General features: G+C 71.1%; 13 protein-coding genes. 3 read left to right on the plus strand and 10 right to left on the minus strand.

All coding sequences use genetic code 11. The features are described from left to right. Positions 1 to 326: 326 nt before the first annotated feature. The 8 genes from RLT58_RS05110 to RLT58_RS05145 all read right to left on the minus strand — a co-directional run bounded on the left by RLT58_RS05110 (position 327) and on the right by RLT58_RS05145 (position 12828). The gene (locus tag RLT58_RS05110) at positions 327 to 1643 is read right to left on the minus strand and encodes a ThuA domain-containing protein (protein WP_311309185.1); all 1317 of its coding nucleotides are present in this window, start codon (positions 1641 to 1643) and stop codon (positions 327 to 329) included. A gap of 91 nt (positions 1644 to 1734) precedes the next feature. Next, positions 1735 to 3984 (minus strand): pectate lyase-like domain-containing protein, encoded by a 2250-nt coding sequence (locus RLT58_RS05115; RefSeq protein WP_399130929.1) that lies wholly within the window; start codon positions 3982 to 3984, stop codon positions 1735 to 1737. Positions 3985 to 4034: 50 nt separating this feature from the next. Continuing rightward, the gene (locus tag RLT58_RS05120) at positions 4035 to 5432 is read right to left on the minus strand and encodes a ricin-type beta-trefoil lectin domain protein (RefSeq protein WP_311309186.1); all 1398 of its coding nucleotides are present in this window, start codon (positions 5430 to 5432) and stop codon (positions 4035 to 4037) included. Next, a complete protein-coding gene (locus RLT58_RS05125) occupies positions 5432 to 6715 on the minus strand; it encodes a ricin-type beta-trefoil lectin domain protein (RefSeq protein ID WP_311309187.1) in 1284 nt (427 codons plus the stop codon). The genes RLT58_RS05120 and RLT58_RS05125 overlap by 1 nt, the downstream gene beginning before the upstream one ends. Positions 6716 to 7076: 361 nt before the next feature. Then, positions 7077 to 8759: an ABC transporter family substrate-binding protein gene (locus RLT58_RS05130; protein WP_311309188.1), complete on the minus strand. Its 1683-nt coding sequence runs from the start codon at positions 8757 to 8759 to the stop codon at positions 7077 to 7079. A gap of 61 nt (positions 8760 to 8820) precedes the next feature. Continuing rightward, positions 8821 to 10905 (minus strand): dipeptide ABC transporter ATP-binding protein, encoded by a 2085-nt coding sequence (locus RLT58_RS05135; protein ID WP_311309189.1) that lies wholly within the window; start codon positions 10903 to 10905, stop codon positions 8821 to 8823. After that, on the minus strand, positions 10902 to 11843 hold the full coding sequence (locus RLT58_RS05140) for an ABC transporter permease (protein ID WP_311309190.1): 942 nt from the start codon (positions 11841 to 11843) through the stop codon (positions 10902 to 10904). Before RLT58_RS05140 ends, RLT58_RS05135 begins: the two co-directional genes overlap by 4 nt. 1 nt (position 11844) lies before the next feature. After that, entirely contained in the window at positions 11845 to 12828 is a 984-nt protein-coding gene (locus RLT58_RS05145) for an ABC transporter permease (protein WP_311309191.1), read from the minus strand. Positions 12829 to 13196: 368 nt separating this feature from the next. Here RLT58_RS05145 and RLT58_RS05150 point away from each other — a divergent pair, with 368 nt between their 5' ends. Further along, the gene (locus RLT58_RS05150) at positions 13197 to 14261 is read left to right on the plus strand and encodes a lipoate-protein ligase LplAB (RefSeq protein ID WP_311309192.1); all 1065 of its coding nucleotides are present in this window, start codon (positions 13197 to 13199) and stop codon (positions 14259 to 14261) included. A 6-nt stretch (positions 14262 to 14267) separates the two neighbouring features. Here RLT58_RS05150 and RLT58_RS05155 read toward each other — a convergent pair whose 3' ends face one another. Beyond that, a complete protein-coding gene (locus RLT58_RS05155; RefSeq protein ID WP_311309193.1) occupies positions 14268 to 15227 on the minus strand; it encodes a quinone oxidoreductase family protein in 960 nt (319 codons plus the stop codon). Positions 15228 to 15373: 146 nt separating this feature from the next. On the opposite strand from RLT58_RS05155, the gene RLT58_RS05160 reads away from it, so the two are divergent. Continuing rightward, positions 15374 to 15847: a MarR family winged helix-turn-helix transcriptional regulator gene (locus RLT58_RS05160; protein ID WP_311309194.1), complete on the plus strand. Its 474-nt coding sequence runs from the start codon at positions 15374 to 15376 to the stop codon at positions 15845 to 15847. Here the strand turns inward: RLT58_RS05160 and RLT58_RS05165 are convergent. Further along, a complete protein-coding gene (locus RLT58_RS05165; RefSeq protein WP_311309195.1) occupies positions 15844 to 16755 on the minus strand; it encodes a LysR family transcriptional regulator in 912 nt (303 codons plus the stop codon). The two genes, RLT58_RS05160 and RLT58_RS05165, sit on opposite strands and share 4 nt — an antisense overlap. A gap of 130 nt (positions 16756 to 16885) precedes the next feature. Here RLT58_RS05165 and RLT58_RS05170 point away from each other — a divergent pair, with 130 nt between their 5' ends. Continuing rightward, positions 16886 to 17806: an alpha/beta fold hydrolase gene (locus RLT58_RS05170; protein WP_311309196.1), complete on the plus strand. Its 921-nt coding sequence runs from the start codon at positions 16886 to 16888 to the stop codon at positions 17804 to 17806. Positions 17807 to 17826 lie beyond the last annotated feature (20 nt).

Below are 17826 nucleotides of genomic sequence, written 5' to 3' on the forward strand. Positions count from 1 at the left end.
GGTCCGAGTTGAGGGCGACGGTGAGTGTCCCGCCGTCGCGTACGGACCGGTCGTCGGTGGTGCGTACACCGCCGACCTCGGTCGCCGAGGACTGCAACGACGCGCAGCCCGAGGTGAGGGACACCAAGACAACCGCCGCCAGGGCAACCGCTTTTCGGCGCACGAGGGCCTACCTCCCGCCATGGGGTGATCAACGAATATCGCAGACCGTATTTCGCATACAGTCCGCAAGGCAAGAGGAGCGCCCACATAGCGGACGGATTTACCTGACGATCGGATAACGGCGGGTGCGGAAGATGTGAAGACACCCTCCGCACCCGCCGGGATCAGCCCTGGACGGCCAGCCGGAACCGCTGCGCGGCCGAGCCGTCGCAGGTGCGCTGGACCAGCTGGACGCCGGCCGCGCCGGACGCCGGGGTGCTCAGGCACTTCCCGCTGTGCCGGGCGGTGAGGCGGTACGCGCCGGAGGCCTCCCGTACCGGCTTCCACTGCTGGTTCGCCCCGCCCCCGTAGGCCCACAGCTGCACCGGGGCCCCGTCGGCGGTGGACACGTCCACCACGTCGACGGCCTGCCGGGTGTCGGCCGCCGGGGAGATCCGGGCGTAGCCGCCGTCCGTGGCGGTGAACCGGTAGCGCTGGGCGGCGGTGCCGTTGCAGGTGTACTGCTGGATCGCCGTGCCGTTGGCGGTGGCCGCCGCCCGCGCGTCCACGCAGGTGCCGTTCGCCTCGGAGACGAGCGCGTGGACGGAGGTGCCGGAGGCCGGGTCCTCGGGGCCGGGCGCTCCCCCTTTCCCGCCCAGCCACTTCAGCCCGTCCACCACGAACCGGTTCTGCGTCTCACTGGCGAAGGTCGAGGACAGGGTCGTGTTCGAGCCGTAGTCCATGGCGTTGTGACCGAAGTTGGCGTAGAGCATCCGGTAGTGGGTGTTGGTCCACAGGATCGGGTAGTCGCCGCTGTACCAGGACTGGTCCGGGTCCGTCCCCAGTGGGAAGCTCACCGGGTCCACGGAGGCCAGGACCTTGATGTCCGGGTTGGCGCGGAGGTTGTTCTGCCAGGCGTACCACTCGCTGACCGACGAGGCGAAGGTGGCGGGCAGCGAGGTGGTCGAGGGGTGCGTGCGGTCCTCGGTGCGCAGGGTCGCGGTGGTGGGTCCCCAGGTGTTGGACCTGAAGTTGCCGCTGCCGAGGAACTCGTCGTAGTACCAGGGCCATTGCTGGGCCTCGGTGGTGAACGCCGAGACATGGAAGCCCATCCAGGCACCGCCCGCGCGCATGTAGCGCTCGAATCCGGTGCGCTGGGCGGCGGTCTGCGGGGCGTCGTCGAGGAAGAGCACCACCTGGTACTGGTCCGGGGTGATGCCGGCGAGCCGTCCCCAGTCGTTGGTGGAGGTGTAGGTGAAGCCGTTGGCCGCCGCGGTGGCGGGGAACCACCGGTTGGCCTCCTGGACGAAGCTGATGTGCGCCGCGTCCCAGGTGCCGTTGTAGAAGGCGATGACGTTGAAGGCGGGTGCCTGCGCGGCGGCGGGCGCCGCGTGCGCGGGGGCCCCGGCGAGCCCGATGAGCAACGCCGGCAGCAGCAGGAGCCCCCGGCACAGCCGGCCGAGCCCTCCTGCGGTACGGGCGCCGGGCCTGGAGGTGGTCATGCGGAACCGTCCTTTCCGAACCGAGTGGGGGCCGGGCCGGACCCGAACTCCGTCGGATCCGGCCCGGTGTGTCCTGGGGACGTCGCGCCGCTCAGGGGTAGCTGACGAGATTGGCCACGTTCGAGGAGGAGTTGGAGGGTCCGCCCCGGCTGTTGATGACGTGCCGGATGGTCCCGGTGCCGCCCAGCGAGACGGTCACCATGCTCTGGAACCGCACGTTCGGGCTGTCCGGCACCTCGAAGGCGTGCTCGGCCGCCACGCCCGGGTTGGAGCTGAAGAAGCAGTAGCTGCCGAGCCCGTACGCCTGGTGGCTGGTGACCGAGGGCGCGACCTTGTAGGCGGCGTAGCCCTGGGTGGAGCCGTTCATCCAGGACGCCTGGTCGGGCACGTCGTACGGCATCTCGTTCTGGTAGAAGTACGTGCGCCCGCCGTTGCCGTTCCACACCGTCTGGTGCTTCTGGTAGTGCTCGACGAACAGTCCGTACATGGTCACGTCGTCGCCGTTGACGACGAGCCCGGTGTCGGCCCGGTTGCTGTTCCAGCCGATGCCGCTGCCGTGGTCGCCGCGCCAGATCCACATGTGGTCGCCGATGACGTGGTCGCTGTTGACCACCAGGCTGGTGGTCGCCCGGCCGACGGCCGCGCCCCCGACGCGGAAGAACACGTCGTGCAGCGAGGTCGGGTCGGCCGCGTGCCGCGCCGAGGCGCCCGCAGGACCGACCTCCATCAGGGTGTTCGAGTTGGTCGTGCCGGCGTCGAAGAGGATGCCCGCGACCTTGACCCCGTCGACGTCGGCCACCGTCATGGCGGTGACCCCGTTGTCCGGGATGAACGTGGCGAGCCCGAGGCCCAGCACCACCGTGTCGGGCCTGGTCACCTTCAGGGTCTGGTCCAGGTGGTAGACCCCCGGGGTGACCAGCAGGTTCTTGCCCGCGGCCAGGGCGGCGTTGATCTGCGCTGCGGTGGCGCCGGCCTTCACGACGTAGAACTGGTCCATGCCGATCGAGGTGCCCGCCGCGTTGCCGCCCGCCCAGGTGGTGCCCGTGGCGTTGGTACGGAGGGCCGGCACGAACACCTGGTAGGCGCCGGCGCCGTCCACGTACAGGAACGGCTTCTCCCGGACCACCGGGGCCTGGTTCACCGTGGTGTAGGGCGGGCTGGGGAAGCTGGTGGCCGGGACGCCCTGGCTGCCGACGAAGACCATGTTCCAGTTGGAACCGGTCCAGCTGCCGAGGGTGGAGTCGCGGGTGATCCACTGCTGCTGCGTACCCGAGCGGACCTGGCCGTCGATCTTGGTGTCGGCCATGAAGCCGCCGCTGGCCCAGCCGCCGTCGTCCAGGGCGAGATTGCCCCGCACGTGCATGCGCCGGTAGGGGGCCGCCTGGGACACGGCCCAGCGGTCGGTGCCGCTGGTCGGGTTGACCGACAGGTTCTCGGCGCCGCGCCAGAAGTTCTGGGTGGCGTTCTGCGGCGGGAACCAGTCCGCCTCGGCGTGCACGGCCCCGTTGACCGTCACCGAGTCGGGCGACTGCCCCAGTCCCAGCACCTGGGTGTAGAAGCCCACGTTGACGTCATTGCTGTACGTACCCGGCTTGAACATCACCGCGTAGCGCTGGTTGCCGAACTGGTTGGTCTCCTGCTGGCGGAAGATCGAGTCCAGCCGGCCCTGGATGGTGGCCGAGGGCATCGACGGGTCGAAGACCGCCACATTGGGGCCGAGGTCGACGTCGCCCGGTGCGGTGGTCACCGGGGTGACCTGGAACCGCTGGGCGGCGGAGTTGTTGCAGGTGTACTGGACGAGCTGGACGCTGTCGGCCGTCGAGGCGGCGGGCACGTCCAGGCACTTCCCGCTGTTGCGGTTGACGAAGTGGTAGGCGCCGCCGCCCTCGTCGACCGGCTGCCACTGCTGGTTGTTTCCGCCGCCGTACGCCCACAGATGGACGGCGGCGTTGTCGGCGGTGGACACATCGCTCACGTCCACGGCCTGGCCCGCGTCGTTGCGGTTGTTGATGCGCACATAGCCGCCGCTGGTCGCGGTCAGGCTCCACTGCTGGGCGGTGGAGCTGTTGCAGGTGTACTGCTGGACGGCGGTGCCGTTGACGGTCCCGGCGGCGCGGGCGTCCAGGCACTTGCCGCTGCCGCTGTTGACGACGGTGGCCCAGCCGGTCGGCAGGGCCGCGGCTGCGGCACGGGGGGCCGCCCCGGCGGGGGCGGGTGCGGCGGCCAGCAGCGAGGCGGCCAGGGCGCCGGCCGCGAACAGCGCGGCCGGCGCCCGCCTGCGGCGGGCCGGTGAGGGGCGGGCCGGCCCCTCGGCGGGTCTTCTTCGGACGGATCTGAGCACGGCTTCTCCTGGGCGGGTGGAGGCTCGGTCGCTGGGGGGGGGCCGGACGGTCAGCCGGCGTACTGGGCGAAGACCTTGGTGAAGTCCCAGGGCTGCTGGGAGACGCCCGAGCAGGTGTCGGCGCCGCCCCCGGTGCACGGACGGTCCCGGTTGACCGACCAGAAGGTCAGCCGGGCGAGGTGGCGCTGCTGCGCGTAGCCGAGGATGGTGCGGAAGTCGGCGACGGTGACGGTCTCGTTGTCGTCCGTGATGCCGTTCATCGACGAGATGCCGGTGTGCCGGTACGCCTGGTCGTCCGAGTAGCCGTAGGCGCTCTTGACGGTGTTCTTCAGGCCCTCGGCGGCGCTCACGGTGAGGTTGCCCATGTTCTTGCCGGCCCCGCCGAAGTCGAACGGCATGATCGTCCAGCTGTCCACGGTCAGCCCGAACGCGGAGGCCTTGCGGATCAGGCTGTCGTCGGGCCCGGTCTGCCCGGTGCCGAAGGTGACGTACACCTTGATGCCGGGGTTGTTGGCCTTGACGGTCTTCAGCGCGTCCACGGTGCGCTGCTGGACCGTGGCGCTGCTGTACGCCTCGGCCTCGATGTCGATGTCGATGGCCTTGAGCCCGTAGGCGTTGATGACCTTCTGGTACGCGGCGGCCAGCTCACCCGCGCTGGAGCAGGAGCTCTCCAGCTTGTTGCCGCTCCAGCCGCCGAAGGACGGGATGACATCGCCGCCCGCCGCCCGGACGGTGTTGATCGTCTGCTGGTCGACGCCTCCGCTCAGCGGCCGGCCGCCGTCCCACTGCGGGTTGCAGTAGCCGTTGCTGAGGACGAAGGCCAGGGTGAACCACTTGACGCCGGTGGCGTTCATGACGGTGGCCGGGCTGGGCGGGCTGCCCCAGCCGTTGTAGAGGTACGGGGCGACGGCCATCGCTCCGGCCGGCGGTGTCGGGTCGCCCCCGCCGCCGGCGGGCGCCGTCCACTTCTGGTTGGCGGCACCGGTGCAGGTCCAGATCTGCAGCCGGGTGGAGTTGGCCGAGGTGTTGCCCGTGACGTCCAGGCACTTGTCGGCCTGCGGGTTGACGATGTCGCGGGCAGCGGTGAGGGTCCAGCGCTGGGCGGCCGAGCCGTTGCAGTCCCACAGCTGGACGGTGGTGCCGTTCGCCGTGCCGCCGGACGTGACGTCCAGACACTTGCCGAGCGCCTTCAGCGTGCCGTCCGAACCGGCCGTCCACTGCTGGGCGTTGCTGCCGTTGCAGTCGTAGAGCTGGACCGGGGTGCCGTTGGCGGTGCCCGCCGCCGCGACATCGACGCACTTGCCGCCCAGGCCGGTGATCTGCCCGGTGGCCGCCGCCGCGCCCATGGCGGGCGTGCCGGTCAGCCCGGCGAGCAGGACGGCCGCCGCGCCCGCGCCGAGCACACCGCGCAGCGCGGGGACGCGCATCCGCGAGAGGTGGTCGCTCATCAGCTGTTCACCGTCCACTTCTGGTTGGCGGCACCGGTGCAGGTCCAGATCTGCAGCCGGGTGGAGTTGGCCGAGCTGTCGCCCGTGACGTCCAGGCACTTGTCCGCCTGCGGGTTGACGATGTCGCGCGCCCCGCTGACGGCCCAGCGCTGGGCGGCCGAGCCGTTGCAGTCCCACAGCTGGACCGGGGTGCCGTCCGCCGTGCCGCCCGAGGCGACGTCGAGGCACTTGCCGAGGGCGCGGATCGTGCCGTCCGTGCCCACGGTCCACTGCTGGGCGTTGCTGCCGTTGCAGTCGTAGAGCTGGACCGGGGTGCCGTTGGCGGTGTTCGCCGCCGCGACGTCCACGCACTTGCCGGCCAGGCCGGTGATCGTGCCGCCCCCGCCGGGCTGCTGGCTGTCGCTGGTCGTGACGCGGACGTGGTCGACGACGAGCTGCTGCGGGAAGGTGGTGCTGCCGTCGGGGTCGCCGGGCCAGTAGCCGCCGACCGCGAGGTTGAGGATGAGGAAGAAGGGCTTGTTGAAGGCCCAGGTGTTGCCGCCGGTGTCGGCCGGGGTGCGGCGCTGGTAGACGGTGCCGTCCACCGACCAGGTCACGGAGTTGGGCGCCCAGTCGACGGCGAAGGTGTGGAACGCGTCGGCGAACGCCTGGCCGCCGGGGAGGGTGTAGCCGGCGCCGATGCCCGCCGAGCCGGAGTAGCCCGGTCCGTGCAGGGTGCCGTGGACGGTGGAGGGCTCGAAGCCGACGTTCTCCATGATGTCGATCTCGCCGGAGATGGGCCAGCCGACCTGTCCGATGTCACTGCCCAGCATCCAGAACGCGGGCCACATGCCCTGGCCGCGCGGGATCTTCATGCGGGCCTCGACATGCCCGTAGGCCTGGGTGAACTTGCCCGAGGTGTTGAGCCGCGCGGAGGTGTACTGGCAGGTGCCGTACCAGCACTGGTAGTTGGACGGATTCTCCTTGCGGGCCGTGATGACCAGGTGGCCCTGGCCGTCCAGCGCGGCGTTCTTGTTGCCCGACGTGTAGTACTGCCGCTCGTGGTTGTTGACGTTGTCGCCGGTCTCGATCTGCCACTTGCCTGCGTTCACCGCCGATCCGGCGGCGCCGTCGAACTCGTCGGAGAACGTCGTCACGGCGGCGGCTGCCACCGTTTCCTGCTTCGGGGTCACGGTCGCGGAGGCGGAGTTGCCGCCGCCCGCGAGAGCGGTCGTGACCAGGGCCAGTGCGAGGGCCGGGAGTACGGAGTGCAGCAGGCGCCGCGTACGGCGTGGGGAGTCCATGACTCTCCCTTCCGGTGCATGAGGGGAGGAAGGGGAATCTGCCATATACACGAAAGTCACATATGTGAATGACGTAGGCATGACAGATGCAGGGCGCGAGGAGGTGCGTGAGCTGCGCCGACCGATGTGGGGGTGCCGTGTGACGTACAGCGTGCGGGGTGCGACAGCGGGAACTCTTAGTTCACTACGTGATTTAAGAAGTGAACTAAGCGGGTGTCAAGAGCTTGGTACATACCACTGACGTCCATCAAGAGTCGAAGCGACAGGACCGCAAAACACGGCGCCGGTCCGCAGGCATTGACTGCATGCCTGCGGACCGGCGCGGACGCGGTGACTCCCCCGGAGCGCTCCGGGGCCGGTGCTACTTCTGCCAGCCGATCGTCTCCGGCAGCGGGGAGAAGAAGATGGTCGCGCCGACGTTGGCGAGCCCCTTCTTCACGCTGTAGGTCGACGGGCCGCTGAACAGCGGGAGGAAGGCGTAGTCCTGGAGCGCCTTCTTCTCGACCTTGTTGACCGCGGCGATCTGCTCGTCGAGGTCGGCGATCTCGGTGGTCGCGCGGATCTCCTTGTCCAGGGCCGGGGAACCGGCACCGGTCAGGTTGGAGTCACGGTCCGAGCAGAAGAAGTCGCACAGGTAGCGGGCGCCGAACGGGTCCATGGAGCGGTTGCCGGCCAGGAAGATGTCGAACCTGCGGTCGCTGAGGATCTTGGAGAAGTCCGCCTCGTCCGCCTTCTTGATCACGAGCTTGACGCCGACCGGCTTCAGCATCGCGACGAAGGCGCCCGCGATGGCCTTGTCCAGCGGGTCGTCGCCCAGCAGGGTGTAGCCGACCTCCAGCTTCTTGCCGTCCTTGACGCGCACACCGTCGCTCCCGGGCTTCCAGCCGGCCGCGTCCAGGGACTTCTTCGCCTCGTCCGGCGCGTACTTCAGGACGGACGAGAGGTTGTCCTCGTAGCCCTTCTGGAAGCTGTAGAGCACAGCCGAGCCGGGCAGCGGCTCCTTGTAGTCGAGGCCCTGGAACTGGATCTTCGCGATCTGGGCCCGGTCCACGCTCTGCTCGACGGCCTTGCGGACCGTCTTGTCGGAGAGGGCCGCCGACTTGGTGTTGAAGTACAGCGAGTACTCGAACGGGCTGCCGCCGCTGCGGATCTCCGTGCCCTTGAGGCCCTTGACCTGCTTGAGGCTCTCCGCGTCGACGGCGGAGGTGTAGTCGAGCTGGCCGTTCTTGAAGGCGTTGACGGCGGCGGTCGACTCCAGGTTGACGTAGACGCGCTTGTCGAGCTTGCCCTTGCGGCCCCACCACTTCGGGTTGCGGACGAAGGTGATGTTGCCCGAGTGGGTGTCCCACTTGCCGACCGTGTACGGCCCCGCACCCCACTCCGGGTGCGCCTTCTTCACGTACGCCTTGTTGAAGTTGGCGACGGTGGCGGCCTTGGGGTGCAGGAAGGTGGTGAACAGGGTGGACCAGGAGGCGTTGACGCCCTTGAAGGTGATGACGGCCTGCTTGGCGTCCTTGCCCTTCGCCACCGAGGTGATCTTGTCGTAGCCGTCGGTGGAGGAGGCGGCGAACTCCTTGTCGGAGCCGTTGTTGGCCTTCCAGGTGGCCTCGATGGCCTTCCAGTCGATCGGCGTGCCGTCGTTGAAGGCGGCCTTCGGGTTGATCGTCAGCGTGACCTTCTGGTTGCCGCCCTCGACCGCGACCTTCACATCGCTGTAGTAGTCGGGGTTGTACTGCACCTCACCGGTCGGCGAGTACGTGATCGCGTCGGCGTTGTACCAGCCCCAGACCCGGGACGCGGTCAGCGTCGCGTTGACGTTGAACGGGTTGCCCTGGTCGTCGAAGGTCCCGGCGGTGGTGTAGGTGCCGCCGTCCTTGATGTTCTCGTACGGCTGGGGGTTGTAGTCGACCGCGGCCGACGCGGCCTTGGGGGCGTCCTTCTTCGCCCCTCCGGAGCCGTCGTCCCCGGAGGACGAGGAGCACGCGGTGGCGGCGACGGAGACGGCGGCGATGAGGGCGACGGGCAGGGCCAGTCTTGCGCGCATGGCGGAAAGGTTCCTTCTGGATCGGTGGGCGGGACAGGTGCCCGTGGGGGGCGGAACGGCCTCAGACGGCGTGACAGGCGTACGTGTGGCCGGGCTGCCCCGCCGCCTCGGTGGGCGCGGGGCGCTCCGTACGACAACGTGCGCGCACTGTCTCGTCGGCGGTGCGGTGGAGCGGGCAGCGGTCGACGAACACACAGCCCGCCGGCAGCCGGGCGGCGCTCGGCTGCTCGCCCTCCAGCACGACGCGCTCGCGGGTGCGTTCGCGCTGCGGGTCGGGGACGGGAATGGCCGAGAGCAGCGCCCGGGTGTACGGGTGCCGGGGGTCCGAGAACAGCGTCTCGGTGTCCCCGGTCTCCACGATGTGGCCCAGGTACATCACGGCGATGCGGTCGGAGATGTACCGGACGACGGCGAGGTCGTGGGCCACCACCAGGTAGGCGAGGCCGAGTTCGCGCTTGAGCCGGGCCAGCAGGTTGATCACGCCCGCCTGCACGGACACGTCCAGCGCGGACAGCGGCTCGTCGAGGACCAGCAGCTTCGGCTCCGTCGCCAGGGCGCGGGCGATGCCGATGCGCTGGCGCTGGCCGCCGGAGAGCGCGGCCGGAAAACGGTCGCTCACGGAGTCGTCGAGGCCGACCAGGGCGAGGAGTTCATGGATGCGCGCCCGGATCGACTCGCGGTCGCGCCCGATGGCCTGGAGGGGTTCGGCGAGCAGCTGGTAGACGGGCAGCCGGGGGTCCAGCGCGCCCAGCGGGTCCTGCATCACGATCTGTACGTCCCGCCGCAGCTCCCTGACGCGCGCGGCGGATCCCACCGCGCCGACGTCGGTTCCGGCGATCTCGATGCGCCCGCTCTCGGGCCGCTTGAGGCGCAGGATCTCCAGCAGCGTGGTGGTCTTGCCGCTGCCCGACTCCCCCACCAGGCCCAGGGTCTCCCCGGCCCGCAGCTCGAAGCCCACCCGGTTGACCGCCCGCAGCGTGCCGACCCGGCGCTTGAGGACGGCCCCCTTGGTGACCGGGAAGGTCTTGACCAGGTCCTCGACCCGCAGTACCACCTCCCCGGCGGGGCGGACCTCGGGACCGGCGGTCTCGACCGGCTCGGCGTTCCCGGCCGGGTCGAGCGACCCGTCGGCGATCTCGTCGGCGCGCAGGCACGCCGCATGGCCGTGCCCGGTGACCTCGCGCAGGGCGGGTTCGTCGGTGCGGCAGTCGTCGAGGGCGACGGCGCAGCGGCCGGCGAAGGGGCAGCCGACCGGGAGGCCGACGAGGGCGGGCGGTTCGCCGCCGATCGGGACCAGCGGCCGGTGCACCCCGCTGTCCACGGTGGGGACGGCGGCCAGCAGCCGGGCGGTGTAGGGCATGACGGGCCGTGCGAAGAGCTCGTCGACGCCCGCCCGCTCCACGAACCGGCCCGCGTACATGACGGCGATGTCGTCCGCGTGCCCGGCGACGACGCCGAGGTCGTGGGTGATGAGGACGAGTCCGGCGCCGGTCTCCTTCTGGGCGAGGCGCAGCACGTCGAGGATCTGCGCCTGGACGGTGACGTCGAGGGCGGTGGTGGGCTCGTCGGCGACGAGGACGGAGGGCTTGTTGGCGATGGCCATGGCGATGACGACGCGCTGGCGCATGCCCCCGGAGAACTCGTGGGGGAAGGACTTGGCCCGTTCGCGCGGGTCCGGGATGCCGACGAGGTCGAGCAGTTCTACAGCCTGGTCCCAGGCGGCCCGCTTCGTCAGGTCCTGGTGGACGCGCAGGGCGTCGGAGAGCAGCCGGCCCACGGTGAAGATCGGGGTGAGCGCGGACAGCGGGTCCTGGAAGACCATGCCGATGGCGTTGCCCCGGATCGCGGAGAGCGCCTTGTCGCCGAGGCCGACCAGGTCCCGGCCGCCGAGCAGGACCTGCCCGCTCAGGGTGGCGGAGGGCGGCAGCAGGCCCATGATGCCCATGGCGGTGGCCGATTTGCCGGAACCGGACTCGCCGACGATGCCGAGGGTGCGGCCGGGCAGGAGGTCGAAGTCCACGCCGCGCACCGCTTCGACGGGGCCGGCCTCGGACGGGAAGGAGATCCTCAGGTCCCGCACCGAGAGGACGGGGGTGCCCGCGTCGCCGGGCGGCGGGGCCTTGGACAGGGTCGTCGCCAGGGTCATCGTCGGCCTCCTGCCGCACCGGTCACGGATGTGGGGTCCAGGGCGTCGCGCAGTCCGTCGCCGACGAAGGTCATCGACACGGTGAGCAGGACGACCAGGCCCGCGGGGTAGGCGAAGAGCCAGGGCGCGCTGGTGACGGTGCCGGCGCCGTCGGCGAGCATCGTGCCGAGGGAGACGTCCGGGGTCTGGACGCCGAACCCGAGGAACGACAGGGCGGTTTCGCTGAGCACGGTCGCGACCACGCCGAGCGTCAGGTTGACGATCAGGAGCGAGCCGAGGTTGGGGATGATGTGGCGCAGGATGATGCGCAGCGGCTTCACGCCCATGAACTCGGCGGCCGTCACGTAGTCCCGCTCCCGCAGGGAGGTCGAGACGGACCAGATCACCCGGGCGGTGGACATCCAGCCGAACACCGTCAGCACGACGATGAGGACCCGCCAGTCGCCGGCGAGGCGGTGGGAGACCAGGGCCAGGATGAGGAAGGAGGGCACGATCAGCAGGAAGTGGATGACGGCGAGCGTCGCCTTCTCGGCCCGGCCGCCGAAGTACGCGGCGCTGGAGCCGATGACGGCGGCGACGACGATGGTCAGGACGGAGACGCTCACGGCGATGGCCAGCGAGCGCTGGAGCCCGTGCACGGCCGAGGCGTAGATGTCGTTGCCGCCCTGGTTGGTGCCGAACCAGTGGGTGGCGCTCGGCGGCTGGGTGAGTGCGGCGAAGTCGGCGTCGGAGTACGCGTACGGGGTGAACAGCCCGCCGAACAGGCTGAAGAGCACCAGCAGGACGAAGATGACCACGCCGACGACGGCGAGGCGGTTGCGCAGGAAGCGTCTCAGGTAGAGCCGGGCGAGGCCGAGGTTGCGCCCGTCCTTCGGAGCGGGCGGCACGGTCGCGGGCAGCCGGTCGGCGGCGGCGCCGGTGGTCAGGTCGGCGGTCATGTCAGCTCACCCTCACGCGCGGGTCGAGGAAGACCGTGGCGATGTCCGCGAGGATCGCGCCGATCGCGGTCAGGGCGGCGGCGAAGGCGGCCGTGGCGACCGCGCCGTGCACGTCGTTCTTGCTGATGGTCTGGATGAAGTAGCGGCCCATGCCGTTCCAGCCGAAGATCGTCTCGGTGATGATGGCGCCGGTGAAGATGGCCGGCACGCTGAACGCCACGGAGGTCGCCGTCGGGATGAGCGCGGTCCGCAGCGCGTGCCGGCGGATCGCCTGGGCACGGGTGAGCCCGGTGGCCTGGGCGGTGCGCACGAAGTCGGCGTTGATCGTGTCGAGCAGGAGCGAACGCTGCGTCAGGTGGTAGCCGACGTACCCCATCAGAGTCAGGGTCAGGGTCGGCAGGATCAGGTGCAGCAGCCGGTCCCCGACGGTCGGGAGCAGTCCCTCGACGTTGGGCGAGTTCTCCCCGGCGACGTAGAGGAAGTGCAGCCCGGCGTGCTGGTTGAGCCAGATGGCGACGAAGACCACGGCGAGCGCGGCGACGGAGGTGGGTACGTTGAACACCGCGATGGACACCGCCTGGGTGAAGCGGTCGGCCCAGCCGTACTGCCGGGACGCGGTGTACACGCCCAGGGCCACCCCGACGACGACGGACAGGATCGTCGCGATGACGACCAGTTCGGCGCTGACGAGCGAGCGGTAGCCGATCTCGCCGTTGACGGAGACGCCCGTCGGTGACTTCCCCCAGTCGAAGTGGACGACCACGGAGGTGAACCAGTCCCACCACCGCTGCACCACGGGCACCTGCGGGTCCAGGTTGTACGGCGCGAGGGCCCGGTCGATCTGGGCCTCGGTGCGGACGGGCCGCAGCTCCTTGAAGTTCGCCCGCGGGTCCAGAAACCAACTGGCCAGGAAGTAGGTGGCGTTGGTCGCCACCACGATCATGAGGAGCCAGCCCGTCGCCTTGCGCGTCACATAGCGCAGCACGGGCGGCACCTCCTCACCGCGCACAGGAGGTGCGCCGCGAAGGCGCCGGGTCTGGGGGACGTTTGCATGCGCGGTGGTGCTTTCTGGGGGGTCGGAGAACGTGGGGAGGAGTGCGTGAGCACGTATGTGCGAGCGCCAGTCTGGACCGGGCTCCGGCGCCGGCACCAGGTCTGGACCGGTCCCGCCACGACGTCGCAATACCGCCGTATCAAACGGCCCGGATAGATCATGATTTGTACGCAAGCGCTTACCGGCGACACCGGGTCCGCCGCTGTGCAATCGGCGGACTAAACCTCACGGCGGGGGCGTTGTGCCTGGTCGGAGCCCATGCGTCGGCATACGGGCCGGACGGATACGGAGGCAAGACTGTGCACGGTGAGTACAAGGTCCCGGGCGGCAAGCTGGTCGTGGTGGACCTGGACGTCCGGGGCGGGGCGCTGCGGGACGTCCGGGTCGCCGGTGACTTCTTCCTGGAACCGGACGAGGCGATCCTCGCGATCGACGCGGCACTGGAGGGCGCCCCGGCCACCACGGACACGGTGGGCCTGGCCGCCAGGATCGACGCGGCGCTGCCCCCGTCGACGGTGATGCTCGGGCTGACCTCGGAGGGCGTGGCGGTGGCCGTGCGCCGGGCGCTGGCGCATGCCACGGAGTGGAGCGACTACGACTGGCAGCTCATCCACGACGCCCCGCAGTCCCCCGCGCTCCACATGGCCCTGGACGAGGTCATCACGGCGGAGGTCGCCGCGGGGCGCCGCCCGCCGACGCTCCGGGTGTGGGAGTGGGACTCTCCCGCGGTGATCATCGGCAGCTTCCAGTCGCTGCGCAACGAGGTCGACCCGGCGGGCACCGAGCGCCACGGGGTCACGGTGGTCCGGCGCGTCTCCGGCGGCGGCGCGATGTTCGCGGAGCCGAGCAGCACCATCACGTACTCGCTGGCCGTCCCCCAGTCCCTGGTCTCCGGGCTGTCCTTCGCCGACAGCTACGCCTATCTGGACGACTGGGTGCTCGAAGCGCTGGGCGACATGGGGATCAAGGCCTGGTACCAGCCGCTCAACGACATCGCGACCGAGGTCGGGAAGATCGCGGGGGCCGCGCAGAAGCGGGTGGTGGGGCCGGACGGCGGGCCCGGCGCGGTGCTGCACCACGTGACGATGTCGTACGACATCGACGCCGACAAGATGCTGGACGTCCTGCGCATCGGCAAGGAGAAGATGTCCGACAAGGGCACCAGGAGCGCCAAGAAGCGCGTCGACCCGTTGCGCCGGCAGACCGGGCTGCCCCGTCAGGCCGTCATCGAGCGGATGATCGAGTCGTTCCGCAATCGGCACGGGCTGACCCAGGGGCGGGTGACCCCCGAGGAGCTGACCGCCGCCGAGGAGCTCGTCCGCACCAAGTTCGCCACCCAGGCGTGGACGGCCCGGGTTCCGTAGGGCGCCCTACGGCGTCAGGACGACGCGGCGGCCCGGGGCGACCGGGGTGTTCCAGGCCCGCTCGACCTGGTCGAGCGGCATCGGCAGGACATCCGCGGCCAGCGCGCCTGAGGCGACCTCCTCGGCGAGGGAGGGCAGTTCGGCAAGGATGCCGGCGGTCGTGACGGAGCCCTGGCCGCTGCCCAGGATGTTCAGGTTTCCCGCGCGCAGCAGGAACGACGGCAGAGTGATGTCCTGGCCGGCCATGGAGCCGATCTGCACCCAGGCGAGCGCCTTGGAGCGGCCGGTCCGGGCGGTGAGCAGCGCGGTCATGGCCAGGACGGCGGGCGGCCCCCACAGATAGTCCAGGACGACATCCACGTCGGCGGCGGCGCGGCCGAGCCGGTCGGCCACCTCCTTGTCGTCGCCGTCGAGCGCGACCACCTCGTCCGCCCCCAGGCTCTCGGCCAGGGCGAGCCGCTCCGGGTCCCGGCCCGCACCGATGACGCGGGCGGCTCCCAGGTGCCGGGCGATGCGGACGGCGAGCTGTCCGGCGTTGCCGGTGGCGCCCATGACCAGGACGGAGCCGCCGGGCCGGAAGGAGACACGCCGGCGCAGTGCGACCCAGGAGGACATCCCGGGGTTCATCGCGGCGGCGACGGCGGCGGGGTCGGTGCCGGGCGGCAGGGTGATGGCGCGGCGGCGGTCGACGACGGCCCGCTCCGCCATGGTGCCCGGCGCGGAGTCGGCGGCGACGAAGTAGAGGAGTCCCCCGTCGGGGGTGCGGCCGACCGCGTCGATGCCGGGCACCATCGGCAGGGTGCCGTCGGAGGTGTAGTGGCTCCCGTCGGCGGCGGAGCGCACCCGGGGGTGCAGACCGGCCGCCAGGACATCGACCAGGATCTCGTGCTCACCGGTCGCGACGGGCTCGGGCACGGTGTCGTACCGGGGCGGGGCACTGAAGGAGTGGACGACTGCGGCGTGCATGGGGGTCTCCTGTCCGGGCCCGGGGCGATGACGGCCGGGCGCGCGAAGGTGTGGCTGCCGCCACCCCGGAAGAGGTTTGCGGCACGTACTACTTCCTGGTTCCGAAAGTAGTTTGCGGCGCGTACCAAGTCAACTAAGCTGGCCCCATGACGACCGAATCCACCCCGGCGGGCCTCACCGGCGGCCACCCCCTCGACACGGTGGACGCGCTGGTGCAGCTGTCCTTCCTGACCCAGCGCGTCCTGACCGCCGTCGGCGGCGAGCACGATCTGTCGGTCGTCCAGATCCGGCTGCTCGGCATCCTGCGCGACCGGCAGGCGGGCATGCTCGAACTGGGCCGCCACCTCGGCCTGGACAAGTCCTCCATGACCGGCCTCGTCGCCCGCGCCGAGAAGCGCGGCCTGGTGCGGCGCTCGCCGTCCCCGCACGACGGCCGCGCGGTCCTGGTCTCGCTCACGCCGCTCGGCGCCGAGCTGACCGCCCGGTGCGCCGACGAGATCGGCCGCCGGGTCACCGAGCTGACCGCGCCCCTGACCGACGACGAGCGGGCGGCGCTGACCCGCCTCGCCGGTACGGTCGTGAGCGGCCGCCCGCCGGAGCCCGCGGGCTGCACCGGCTAGCCGGCCGACGGTTCCAGATCCCCGGCCGCCTCGGCAAGCGCGTCGAGCAGGGCCCGTACGGCGGGCGGGACCCGCATCGACTCCCGGACCGCCGCGCAGATCGACCGCACCGGCTCGGGCCCCCGCACCTCGCGCACGACGACGCCCGGCGGCACCCCGCGCAGCCCGAGCCGCGGGATCAGTGCCACACCGAGCCCGGCGGCCACGAAGCCCAGCGCCGTGGCGTAGTCGCCGCTCTCCACGACGAACCCGGGACTGAAGCCCGCCGCCGCGCATGCGTCGAGGACCAGCGCCAGACAGGGGTCCGAGGCGCGCTCGCTGCCCACCCAGGGCTCGTCGGCCAGATCCCCGAGGGAGAGCACGGACCGGCCGGCGAGCGGATGTCCGGCGGGCAGCGCCACCCGGTACGGGTCGTCGAGCAGCGGCAGCAGGGTCAGACCGGCCGGCTCCCCGTCCGGTGGCCGCACCACGACCGCCACGTCGGCCCGGCCGTGGCGGACCTCGGGCAGCGGGTCGTCGGGGTCGATCAGCCTGAGGTCGAACCGGACACCAGGGTGGCTCGCACGCAGCCGGGCCAGGGCGGGGGCCATCAGCGGGGCGCCCGCCGTGCCGAAGTACCGCACGGCCACCCGCCCGGTGCGCCCCTCGCGCAGATCGGCGAGCGCCGTCTCCGCCTCGGCGACGGTCCGGCCGAGGGCGGCCGCGTAGCCGCTGAGCAGGCGGCCGGCCTCGGTGGGGCGCACGCCGCGCCCGGCCCGCTCCAGCAGCGGGACGGCCGCCTCCCGCTCCAGCGCCGCCACCTGCTGACTGATCGCGGAGGGGGTGTACCCGAGGTTGGCCGCCGCCGCGGTGACCGAGCCGCTGGTGACCACCGCGCGCAGGATCTGCATACGCCTCATGTCGAGCATGCAGCAGAGGTTAACAGTAGGTATAGATCATTTCACTTGTGCTGTCGGGTTGCGGGGCGCACGGTGGAGTGGCGGCAGAGCTGCCCGGGCCCTCGCCCGCGTCCCCACCCCTCACCCAGGAGCCACGACCATGTCGTCATTCCCCCAGGACCGGCCCGACGGGGCGCCCGCCCTCACCCACGGCATGGCCGATGTGGAGCCGGGCCTGCGGCTGCACTACGTGTCCGCGGGCGACGGGGACCGCACCCTCGTCCTGCTGCACGGCTTCCCCCAGACCTGGTGGGAGTGGCACCGGGTGATCGGGCCCCTCACCGAGGCCGGGTACCGGGTGGTCGCCCCCGACTACCGGGGCGCCGGGCACTCCTTCCGCCCGGCCGGCGGCTACGACAAATGGACGGTGGCACGCGACATCCACACCCTGCTTCATGACCATCTCGGGGTGCGGGAACCGGTGGTGATGGTGGGTCATGACATCGGGCTGATGGTCGCCTACGCGTACGCGCAGCAGTTCCGCGACGACGTCTCGCACCTGGTGGTGATGGACGCCCCGCTGCCCGGAACCGGGGTCTTCGACCGGCTGCGCAGCGATCCGCGCGTGTGGCACTTCGCCTTCCACGGGGCGCGGGACGTGGCGGAGATGCTGGTCACCGGACGCGAACGGCCCTATCTCCAGGCCTTCTTCGCCGTGCGCAACTCCGATCCTTCGGCGATCACGGACCACGACCTCGACATCTATGTGGCGGCCTACTCCGCCCCGGGCGCGATGCGCGCGGGCTTCGAGCTGTACCGGGCCTTCGACCGGGACGCCGAGGACAACCGCGCGGCCCTGGCCCGCGGCGGACGGCTGACCGTGCCGGTGCTGGCGGTCGGCGGGGCCATGAGCACATCGGGGGCGCTGATCGAGGAGATGATGCGCGAGGTGGCCGACGACGTCACCGGCTTCATCGTCCCCGGGACGGCGCACTGGATCGCCGAGGAGAACCCGGCCGCGTTCACCGCGGCGCTGCTGGACTTCGCGCCGCCGCACGGGGCCGCCACCCGCGCGGTGTGACGCGCCCCGGGGCCGGCACG

This window comes from Streptomyces sp. ITFR-16 (assembly GCF_031844705.1).
Classification (GTDB): domain Bacteria; phylum Actinomycetota; class Actinomycetes; order Streptomycetales; family Streptomycetaceae; genus Streptomyces.

Excerpts from the sequence above, each read along its gene's own strand:
- RLT58_RS05165 (WP_311309195.1), bottom strand. The coding sequence starts at position 16,755 with ATGCTCGACATGAGGCGTATGCAGATCCTGCGCGCGGTGGTCACCAGC.
- RLT58_RS05140 (WP_311309190.1), bottom strand. The coding sequence starts at position 11,843 with ATGACCGCCGACCTGACCACCGGCGCCGCCGCCGACCGGCTGCCCGCG.
- RLT58_RS05130 (WP_311309188.1), bottom strand. The coding sequence starts at position 8,759 with ATGCGCGCAAGACTGGCCCTGCCCGTCGCCCTCATCGCCGCCGTCTCC.
- RLT58_RS05170 (WP_311309196.1), top strand. The coding sequence starts at position 16,886 with ATGTCGTCATTCCCCCAGGACCGGCCCGACGGGGCGCCCGCCCTCACC.
- RLT58_RS05160 (WP_311309194.1), top strand. The coding sequence starts at position 15,374 with ATGACGACCGAATCCACCCCGGCGGGCCTCACCGGCGGCCACCCCCTC.
- RLT58_RS05110 (WP_311309185.1), bottom strand. The coding sequence starts at position 1,643 with ATGACCACCTCCAGGCCCGGCGCCCGTACCGCAGGAGGGCTCGGCCGG.
- RLT58_RS05155 (WP_311309193.1), bottom strand. The coding sequence starts at position 15,227 with ATGCACGCCGCAGTCGTCCACTCCTTCAGTGCCCCGCCCCGGTACGAC.
- RLT58_RS05125 (WP_311309187.1), bottom strand. The coding sequence starts at position 6,715 with ATGGACTCCCCACGCCGTACGCGGCGCCTGCTGCACTCCGTACTCCCG.
- RLT58_RS05135 (WP_311309189.1), bottom strand. The coding sequence starts at position 10,905 with ATGACCCTGGCGACGACCCTGTCCAAGGCCCCGCCGCCCGGCGACGCG.
- RLT58_RS05120 (WP_311309186.1), bottom strand. The coding sequence starts at position 5,432 with ATGAGCGACCACCTCTCGCGGATGCGCGTCCCCGCGCTGCGCGGTGTG.